The 9,365-nt window shown below is 61.8% G+C and carries 8 protein-coding genes; 3 read left to right on the top strand and 5 right to left on the bottom strand.

Annotation, left to right across the window (positions count from 1 at the left end; genetic code table 11):
- Positions 1 to 434: 434 nt before the first annotated feature.
- Both tyrS and R4P65_RS28430 read right to left on the bottom strand, forming a co-directional pair.
- Positions 435 to 1,712, bottom strand: coding sequence for a tyrosine--tRNA ligase (tyrS, locus tag R4P65_RS28435; RefSeq protein ID WP_317828987.1), 1,278 nt, complete (start codon positions 1,710 to 1,712; stop codon positions 435 to 437).
- A 19-nt stretch (positions 1,713 to 1,731) separates the two neighbouring features.
- Entirely contained in the window at positions 1,732 to 2,340 is a 609-nt protein-coding gene (locus R4P65_RS28430) for a DNA-3-methyladenine glycosylase (protein ID WP_020969717.1), read from the bottom strand.
- Positions 2,341 to 2,426: 86 nt separating this feature from the next.
- Here R4P65_RS28430 and R4P65_RS28425 point away from each other — a divergent pair, with 86 nt between their 5' ends.
- The 3 genes from R4P65_RS28425 to R4P65_RS28415 are packed head-to-tail and all read left to right on the top strand — an operon-like array spanning position 2,427 to position 4,527.
- Positions 2,427 to 3,161 (top strand): ABC transporter ATP-binding protein, encoded by a 735-nt coding sequence (locus R4P65_RS28425; RefSeq protein ID WP_317828986.1) that lies wholly within the window; start codon positions 2,427 to 2,429, stop codon positions 3,159 to 3,161.
- Positions 3,158 to 3,913: an ABC transporter permease gene (locus R4P65_RS28420; protein WP_003944033.1), complete on the top strand. Its 756-nt coding sequence runs from the start codon at positions 3,158 to 3,160 to the stop codon at positions 3,911 to 3,913. The genes R4P65_RS28425 and R4P65_RS28420 overlap by 4 nt, the downstream gene beginning before the upstream one ends.
- Positions 3,910 to 4,527, top strand: a complete 618-nt coding sequence (locus R4P65_RS28415; protein WP_317828985.1) for a TetR family transcriptional regulator — start codon at positions 3,910 to 3,912, stop codon at positions 4,525 to 4,527. Before R4P65_RS28420 ends, R4P65_RS28415 begins: the two co-directional genes overlap by 4 nt.
- On the opposite strand, the gene R4P65_RS28410 is transcribed toward R4P65_RS28415, so the two are convergent.
- The 3 genes from R4P65_RS28410 to argH form a co-directional block, all read right to left on the bottom strand.
- Complete coding sequence (locus tag R4P65_RS28410) at positions 4,524 to 4,730, bottom strand: Trm112 family protein (RefSeq protein ID WP_003944045.1); 207 nt, start codon at positions 4,728 to 4,730, stop codon at positions 4,524 to 4,526. The genes R4P65_RS28415 and R4P65_RS28410 overlap by 4 nt on opposite strands.
- Before the next feature lie 39 nt (positions 4,731 to 4,769).
- Positions 4,770 to 7,751 carry an acyl-CoA synthetase gene (locus R4P65_RS28405; protein WP_317828984.1) on the bottom strand — a complete coding sequence of 994 codons (2,982 nt, stop codon included), beginning with the start codon at positions 7,749 to 7,751 and terminating at the stop codon, positions 4,770 to 4,772.
- A 170-nt stretch (positions 7,752 to 7,921) separates the two neighbouring features.
- Positions 7,922 to 9,364, bottom strand: coding sequence for an argininosuccinate lyase (argH, locus tag R4P65_RS28400; protein ID WP_317828983.1), 1,443 nt, complete (start codon positions 9,362 to 9,364; stop codon positions 7,922 to 7,924).
- Position 9,365: the final 1 nt, after the last annotated feature.

Raw genomic sequence — 9,365 nt, 5'->3', positions numbered from 1 at the left:
AAAATACTCACACCACACACAAACCAACCAAACCCCAAGAGGCGGTTGATCATTCGCGGATGTGAAGTACCAAAAAATTTGGCACTGACATTCATCGACACACTGTTGAGTTCTCAAAGAACACGCACACACCATCACTTCAACCAGGTTGAAAGCTCCGGGGCAAGGGTTACAATCTTAGCTTGTTCACTCCAGGTAAGCAAGTTCCCGCTGAGCGTGATTGTCTCCGACTTCGTCCAACCGCGTTTCCCCGGCCTCTCGGTCGGGGTTGGTGTCCGTGTCGCTCTGACTTGGACAAAGTTACGCGAATGAAAACTGAGCGTCAAACGTGCAGGTCGCAGATGTTCGCCAGGTTAAATCCGCTGGTAGCCCGCTCGGAGGCGGGCCACCAGCGGCCACAGGAGCCCCGCGAGACAACTGTGACCCCACACACGTCAGTTTGGAAGGATTTTCACGCCGGCGAAGTTGCGCTTTCCGCGCCGGACGACCAACCAGCTGCCGTGAAGCAGATCGGATGCGGCAGGCTCCCAGTCATCGGCCGACACCTTCTGGTTGTTCACCGAAGCGCCGCCCTCTTTCACTGCGCGTCGAGCGGCTCCCTTGCTCTCACACAAGCCGCTCGTCACGAGCAGATCGATGATCGTGCGCGGCTCCCCCGGCGCCAATTCGCTGACCGATGCTTCCTTCAGCGCCGCGGCGAGCGTCGACTCGTCGAGTTCCGCCAGCTCCGCCTTGCCGAACAACGCCTGGCTGGCGAGCTCGACAGCACGGGTGTTGTGTTCCCCGTGAACCAAGGTCGTCATCTCCGCGGCGAGTCGCTTCTGCGCTTCTCGCGCATGCGGCCGCTCCGCTGTTGCAGTCTCCAACTCCGTGAGTTCGTCCGCAGTCAGGAAGGTGAACCAGCGCAGGTACTTGATCACGTCGGCGTCGCCGGTGTTCACGAAGTACTGGTACCACGCGTACGGGCTGGTCATCTCGGGGTCGAGCCACAAACTTCCGCCACCGGTCGACTTTCCGAACTTCTTCCCATCAGCCGAGGTCACCAGCGGAACGGTCATTGCGTGAACACTCTCGCCGTCGACACGACGGTTGAGTTCGACGCCCGCGATGATGTTGCCCCACTGATCGGACCCACCGACCTGCAGAGTGCAGCCGAGATCGCGTCGCAAGTGCAGGTAGTCGTTGGCTTGGAGCAGCATGTAGCTGAACTCGGTGTACGACATCCCGTCCGACTCGAGACGACGCTTCACGGTGTCACGCGCAAGCATGACATTCACGGAGAAGTGTTTGCCGACATCACGCAGGAAGTCGATGGCCGACATCTTGCCGGTCCAGTTCATGTTGTTCTCGATGACCGCACTCGTCGGTGAATCGTCGAAATCCACGAATCGTTCGAGCTGACCACGGATGCGACCTGCCCAGTCCGCAACCGTATCGGCGGAGTTCATCGTCCGTTCCCCGACGTCACGGGGATCACCGATCAGGCCTGTTGCGCCGCCGGCAAGAACGATCGGACGGTTACCGGCACGCTGAAACCGCTTGAGCGCGAGGAGCGGAACCAGGTGACCTGCGTGCAGGCTCGGTCCGGTCGGGTCGAAGCCCGCATACAACGTGACCGGTCCGGCCTCGAGATCTTTACGCAAAGCGTCGAGATCAGTTGATTGGGCGATCAGCCCACGCCAGGTCAGTTCGTCGAGAATATTCTCAGTCACGGACTCGATCATCCCATCTTCACGAAATGACCGGCGCTCGCGGGCTTCGGCGGTACGCGGACACCGCTCGCGAGTCCGGAATCCACAGGCGCCACGGGACCTCGGCCGCAGTACTGACCCCCACCCGCGGTCCACTGACCCATTCCTTCGACTCCCCCAATTCGAGCCGAACCCGCGAGGCAGGGTTGAACACGTCTGTTCCGTTGTCCGCCAATGTGATTGCAACGGAAGCGCCGAGATTACCTGGCCCTCTGGCCCATTGGTGAGATGGTCGATCCGGCGATCTCCGAGCAGACACCACATCGTGACCGGCCTCGATTTCGGCCGCTCGGAGCAGAACACCACCCGCGACACCATCCGGGCCGTACGAGATGTTCATACAAAAGTGCATTCCGTAGCTGCGGTAGACGTAGAGACGGCCCGCCCGCCCGAACATCACGCTGTTCCGCGGCGTTTGCCCCCGATACGAATGTGCTGCCGGATCTGGCCAGGGCCCGTCCTTCTCCCCTCCGTACGCCTCGACCTCGACGATCCTCAGCGAGATGTCGTCGACGATCAGGGTCGAGCCGAGAATTGTCAGGCCCGCTTCCAACGGGTTCTTCACATTTTCCAAGGTCTCGATACTCACCCTTCGATTGTGCCCACGCCGTTGACTCATCGGTCGGCCGAGTCGCATAATTCAACAAGTGATGAATTATTGAAATGAGGCGAACCGTGACCACCACGCCGGCAATAGACATCCGCGGACTACGAGTCATTCGCGGCAAGCACGAAGTTCTTCACTCACTCGACCTGCAGGTTTCGGCAGGATCGATCACCGGACTGCTCGGTCCGTCCGGCTGCGGCAAGACAACCCTGATGCGCGCGATAGTCGGAACCCAGATCGTCGAAAGTGGTGAGGTCAGAGTCCTGGGCGACCTCGCCGGTTCCGTTGCTCTTCGCCGCCGGGTCGGATACGTCACCCAATCCCCCAGCGTGTACGGCGACCTGACGGTCACTCGAAACGTCCAGTACTTCGGCGCCCTGTACGGCAAGTCCGGCGAAGACGTCACAGCAGCGGTCGACGCCGTCGGATTGAGCCGATACGCCGACCAGACCGCCGCCGATCTGTCCGGAGGTCAACGCGGTCGAGTCTCGCTGGCATGCGCGTTAGTGGCGTCACCTGATGTGTTGATCCTCGACGAACCGACCGTTGGTCTCGATCCGGTGCTTCGCGTCGAATTGTGGGAACGATTTGCCGACCTCGCTCGCAGCGGAACCACCCTGTTGGTCTCCAGCCACGTCATGGACGAGGCCGATCACTGCGCTGAACTGATCCTGATGCGCGACGGGCACCTTCTCGCACAACTCACACCTGATGAATTGCGCGCCAAAACCAGATGCGAACGGCTCGAGGACGCCTTTCTCGAGCTGATCCGGACTTCACCCGTGGGAGGCGAAATATCATGAGCATCAGGATCTTCGGCGCTACGACCGTCCGCATTCTGCTTCAGCTCCGCCAGGACCATCGCACGGTGGCCATGATCTTGTTGGTCCCGTCCTTGCTGATGATTCTGCTGTATTTCCTCTACCAAGACGTACCGACGCCGCCCGGCCAGGTTTCACTGTTCCAACGGGTGGCGATCACCATGTTGGGAATCTTGCCGTTTGTGGTGATGTTCCTGGTCACGTCCATCGCAATGCAGCGCGAACGCAGTTCAGGAACACTCGAACGCCTGCTCACCACCCCAATGGGCAAACTCGATCTTCTGGCGGGATACGGCGCGGCATTTTCGCTCTCGGCCGCCGCCCAGGCAGCTCTCGCGTGCGCGGTTGCTTTCGGATTTCTCGGGCTCACCATCGCCGGCAGTCTTGCCTGGGTCATCGTCATTGCAGTTCTCGGCGCAATACTCGGCGTTGCGCTAGGCCTGTTGGCCAGCGCATTCGCGAAGACCGAGTTCCAAGCGGTGCAGTTCATGCCGGTAGTTGTGGTCCCCCAACTCTTCCTCTGCGGACTCCTGGTGCCCCGCGACCAATTGCCGACCTGGCTCGAATGGATCAGCAACGTCCTCCCCTTGAGCTACGCCGTCGACGCACTTCAACAAGTGTCAATGCATGCCGATGCGACGGGACAGATGTGGCGTGATCTCGCCGTCATGGCGGGCTTCGCCGCCGCAGCGCTCTCGCTCGCCGCGGCAACACTCGATCGCCGCACTCCATGACCGACAACGACACGACTCCGGCACCGATTCGTTCGGGGCGACGACCGGGCAAATCGGAGACTCGCGCGCAGATCCTCGATTCGGCGCGACGAGCGTTCTCCCAAAACGGTTTTCGACGAACAACCGTGCGATCGATAGCCGCGGCCGCTGACGTCGATCCGGCCATGATTCATCACCATTTCGGGAGCAAGGAGCAGTTGTTCACCGCTGCGATCGCGCTACCGATCGATCCAGCGCAGGTATTGGGACCGGTTCACGCCTCTCCGACCGAAAATCTCGGAGAGAACCTACTCAGAGCAGTAATCGGACTGTGGGAATCGGAACATCAGCCGGCGATTCTGGCGGCTTTTCGATCGGCGGTTTCCGGCGACGGATCGCAGTTGATCCAGAGCTTTCTGCTCGATGTCGTTTTGCGCGACATCATTCCGCGCGTGGACACACCACCTGGTACCGGCTTGATCAGAGCGGAATTGGTGGCCTCTCAGATGGCCGGACTGCTTGTCACGCGATATGTGCTCGGACTCGAACCACTCGCATCATTGAGCGTTCACGCGTTGGTACCGCTGGTGGCGCCGAACCTCCAGCGGTACCTGACCGGTGAACTACCGATCTAGCCTTCAGCCCGTGCGAGCAACTTCTCGTGCTCGTCGTCCGCAACATCGCGTGCCTCGTCGATCAACAGAACGGGAATGCCGTTCTCGATCGGGTATGCACGCCGAAGGCGCGGGTTGTAGAGCAACTCGTCCCCGACCAGCAGCAGCGGGCCTTTATCCTGGGGGCAGGCCAAAATGCTGAGCAACGTCGAATCAATAGCCACGTGAGTCCTCTCGAACCGATCAAACAGAATGTCCTCAGGCTACCGTGCTCCGGTGCTCACCCTCGTCGGCATCAACTGCGCGGCAATTGCCTTGGTCAGCCGCCTGTACGACTGCGTCTCGGAATCGAGGAACCAGGTCCGTGGCCCCGGCGCCGGCAATCCGGCCGCAGCCAACGCAGTGGAACTCGGACGATACGACGAACCCACCGGAATCTCGTCAACCACGTGCACGATATCCGGACGAGCGTCGAAAGCGATGCGCGAGAGAGCCTCTGCAAGCTCGGCAGAACGGAACTGCCGCCCCGGACGCCAGGTCACGGCAGCGACCGCCAGCTGATGCGGCGCGTCACCGACTCCGTATGCGACGGCAAGATCCACCCGCGCCACACTCGACAACGCGTCGACGATCGGCTGGGTGAACACGGGGCCGCGGAGCGTGGAAATGACCGTGTTCTTGTGGTCGATCAGCCAGTAGTCGCCGTCGGAGTCCCGGCGGAAGAGATTCTCGGTGGGAATCCACGAATCGCCGGCTTGAAAGAGACCTCGCATGGCGCCGCCCGAGAGATCGGCAGTGAATCCCGCGCGCCCGAGCAGCAAGCCGACCTCGTCTTCGGCGCACTCACGGACAAATCCGTTGCCGTTTTCGAGGAGCCGACCACTCAGCGGGTCGTAGGCCGCCAACCGAACCTGCGCGCTACCCGGCAGCGGGCGACCCTTGGAACCAACTTTGGAACCTGCAACGTTGGCGAGAATCACGTCGCCTTCGGTCGACGCATAGAACTCGAGCACCTGCGCGGGGTCGAACGCCTCCGTGGTCCGCTTCCACAAACCATGGGGCATTCCCGAACCGATGAACAGGCGGACCGGATGGCTACCGTCGATGAGAAGAAGATCCTCGTCGAGGATCTCGCGCATCATCGACCACGTGTAACTCACGACCGTCACGCCGTAGCGGTGGATTTCTTCGACAAACCTCGCCGGATTCAGTCCGCGTGAGAGAGCAATCCGGGAACCACCGGCCATTGCGCCACCGATGGTCGCGAGCAGACTCGACGAATGGTGGAGCGGCGCAAGGCAGTACACGGTGTCACCGCGATCGAGATCTGCCGCCGTGGCCGTGCCGAAGGCCGACAATGCCCACCGGTAGTTGGTGATCTGCTTGGCTTCGAGCACACCGCCGGATTCCGCAAAGATGATAAAGGCGAGTTCACGGGCGACACCGGGATCCGGTCGGTACCACCCGGGCAGATTCACCTTCGTCGGATCGATTTGTTCGAGATCGATCAGGTCGTGTGACGGATCCACCTCGAGGCCGCGCGCATCGCCGCCGCCGAGCACCAAAACCGGCCTACCGGTAACCACTGCAGCATCGACGTTCTCCGGATCGGTGATGATCCGATCGACCGATCCCAGCTTGACCGCCGCCGTGATGTCGGACCCTGGCGGAAGCATGACCGCGACGGCACCGAGGCGCGAGAGTGCTGCGATGGCCGCGAGTGCGCTGGGACGGGTCTCCATCAGGACACCGACGTGTGCTGCCGGACGCACTCCCACGGAGATCAATCCGCGTACGACATTGTCGATGCGGGCGTTGACCGCTTCGTAGGTGTGCACGCGATTGTCGAAGAGGAAGCACTCGCCGTTCGGCGCCTTTCGACGCTGCTCCGCGAGCAACTGGCTCAGCGAGATCTTGGTGTGCGGCTGAATTTGGTTGAGGCGCGCCAGACGCGGCAACGCTCGTGCCGCTTCGCCCGACAATTCGAAAGTGCCGCGCAACGCACCTGCGGCAAGGTCACTGATTCCCTTGGTGACTCCTGCCCCTACTTCGGCGACCGAGGCGACGGTGTGGATGATCCGATTGCTGATCGACACGCCGGTCTGATCTTCGAGGTCGGCGCCGTAGACCATGTTCGCGATGCGGCCCGGGAGGGGCCCCCCAGACTCGGTCCACTGTACGAATTCACCGGTGGTCGGCCAGGTGTGATTGGCCGCGGTGGACCCGACGACCAATCCGAAATGGCCTGCGCGCAAGGTAGATTCGTAGACCTTGGCACGCGGCGCTGCCTGACTGATGCCTCGAACCGCTTGCGGCTGACCGATGTCGTCGACCTCGCCGACGAATGCCAGGATGGGGCAGGTGATCTCGGCGAGCGAGACCAATTGATCCTTGATGACAAAACCACCGGTCATCATTCGGTTGTGCACGATGAACTGCTTGAGCAGTTCGGCTACCGCGGGCCCCGACCACGCGACCCAACCCTCGGTCGCGAGGAAGCGTCGCTGCTGCTCCCGCGGAAGCAACGCCTCACGGTCGTGCAGTTGAAGCAGAAAGTCGACGCGCATCTTCAGCGTTTTCACGGGATCGAGCAACTGGAACCCGGTGCGAGCCATCCATCCGGTGACTGCCAGGCGATTGAAGACGTGATCGGCGAGGAAATCCGCACCCTTGGTAGCCAATCCGGCCGGGATACCGAAAGGCAGCGCGGCGAGTGTGTCGACCGGACTGCCGAAGGTGATGACACTGGCGATGTTTCGGCTGCGTCGGTAGGCAGCAGCCTGATAGGCGAACATCCCACCCTGCGAGTAACCGGAGATGTGAACATCTTTACCGGTGTGACGGTGGATGTGATCGACGATGTCGCTGAGAGCGATGATGTGATCGGCAAGATTACGATCCCAACCGCCCTCTTCGGAGTCGGGCGAGCCGAAATCGACTACCCAGGGGTCCAGGCCCATCTCGTGCAGAATTCCCACAGCACCCTGGTCACGGGTCACGTCGTACACGTTCGCCGACATCATCATCGGCGGGATCAGCAAGATCGGTGCGCCGACAGTTTCGGGGTCACTGTCCGGGAAGTAACGCCGTAGCCGATACATCGCGGCGCGTTCGACGATCTCGAACGGCGACGTGGTCGCATCCGTTTCCAACCCACCCAACCGGACGACTTCGAGGCCGTTTTGTGCTGTCGCAACCACCCGACGAATCGGGCCCAGCACAGACTTGGAATTCAATCCCACCATTTCACTCCCAAGTTACTCACCATGTGACGTCAGTCTCATTTTTCCCGCGCGCGACAAGCCTACTGACGACGAATACGCGTACGCGGTCAGGGAGCAAATTCTGCTCCCTGACCGCGTACGACCGAAGGACTACTGCCGAAAAGAGAGGGACAACACTCGCGACCTCGAGGTCAGAGCGTCCATCCCCGCAGCGACTGCGCCACTGCTCGGACTCCGTCCAACTGCTCTGCCACCCGCACCCCCGCGGTGCCGCCCCGCGCATTGCGCGAAGCGATGGAACCCTCGACTGTCAGCACCTCACGAACAGCGGGCGTCAGCGCGCTGTCGACGCCGGCCAGTTCCTCGTCCGTGAGATCTTCGAGTCCGACGCCCCGTGCTTCGGCGACACGCACACACGCTCCGGCGGCCTCGTGTGCAACCCGGAACGGCACGCCCTGACGCACCATCCACTCCGCGATGTCGGTGGCCAACGTGAACCCTGCCGGAGCAAGTTCCGCCATGCGCTCGGTGTGGAACTCGAGAGTCTGCACCAGACCAGTGATGGCCGGGAGCAACATCTCGAGCTGCGCAACCGAGTCGAAAACCGGTTCCTTGTCCTCTTGCAGATCGCGGTTGTACGCCAGCGGCTGAGCCTTGAGCGTCGCCAACAATCCGGTGAGGTTACCAATCAAACGACCCGACTTACCGCGCGTGAGTTCCGAGACATCCGGATTCTTCTTCTGCGGCATGATCGACGATCCCGTGGACCACGCGTCGGCAAGCGTGATGTAGCCGAACTCCGGTGTGCTCCAGATGATGATCTCTTCCGCCATACGGGAGAGATCGACACCGATCATTGCAAGCACGAACGCTGCTTCCGCCGCAAAATCACGCGAAGCCGTTGCGTCGATCGAGTTCTCGGCCGAGCTGTCGAACTTCAGTTCCGCCGCAATCGCTTCGGGATCGAGTCCGAGTGAGGAACCGGCGAGTGCACCGGAACCGTACGGGGACACTGCAGCTCGCACGTCGAAGTCGCGAAGGCGTTGCACGTCGCGCAACAACGGATGTGCGTGAGCGAGCAGGTGATGCGCCAACAGGACTGGCTGAGCCGCCTGCAGGTGCGTCTTGCCCGGCATCACGGCATCCGGATGCGCCCCGGCCTGAGTCGCCAATGCGTCGACCACGTCGAGAACGCCGGTGGAGATGCGGCGGACCGCATCCCGAAGCCACATGCGGAACAGCGTGGCCACCTGGTCGTTACGTGAACGACCAGCACGCAGGCGACCACCGACCTCAGGCCCGACGCGCTCGATCAGACCACGCTCGAGTGCGCCGTGCACGTCCTCGTCCGAATCACTGGGCCCGAAGGCGCCGCTGGCGACATCTGCCCCAAGACGGTCGAGACCGTCGAGCATTGTCGCGAGGTCGGCTTCGCTGAGCAGGCCAGCCTTGTTCAGCACACGTGCATGCGCCTGCGACGCCCGCACATCGTACGGAGCGAGGACCCAGTCGAAGTGAGTCGACTTGCTCAGCGCTGCCATGGCAGCGGCCGGCCCGGATTCGAACCGCCCGCCCCAGAGCGCACCTTCGTTGGTGCCGTGTTTTTGGGCGTCTCCGTCACCGTGAGCCGTCATG

This window comes from Rhodococcus sp. IEGM 1318, assembly GCF_033142465.1.
GTDB lineage: Bacteria > Actinomycetota > Actinomycetes > Mycobacteriales > Mycobacteriaceae > Rhodococcus_F > Rhodococcus_F qingshengii_B.
The sequence above is the reverse complement of the archived record's forward strand: the minus strand, read 5'-3'. Positions and strand labels throughout refer to the sequence as shown.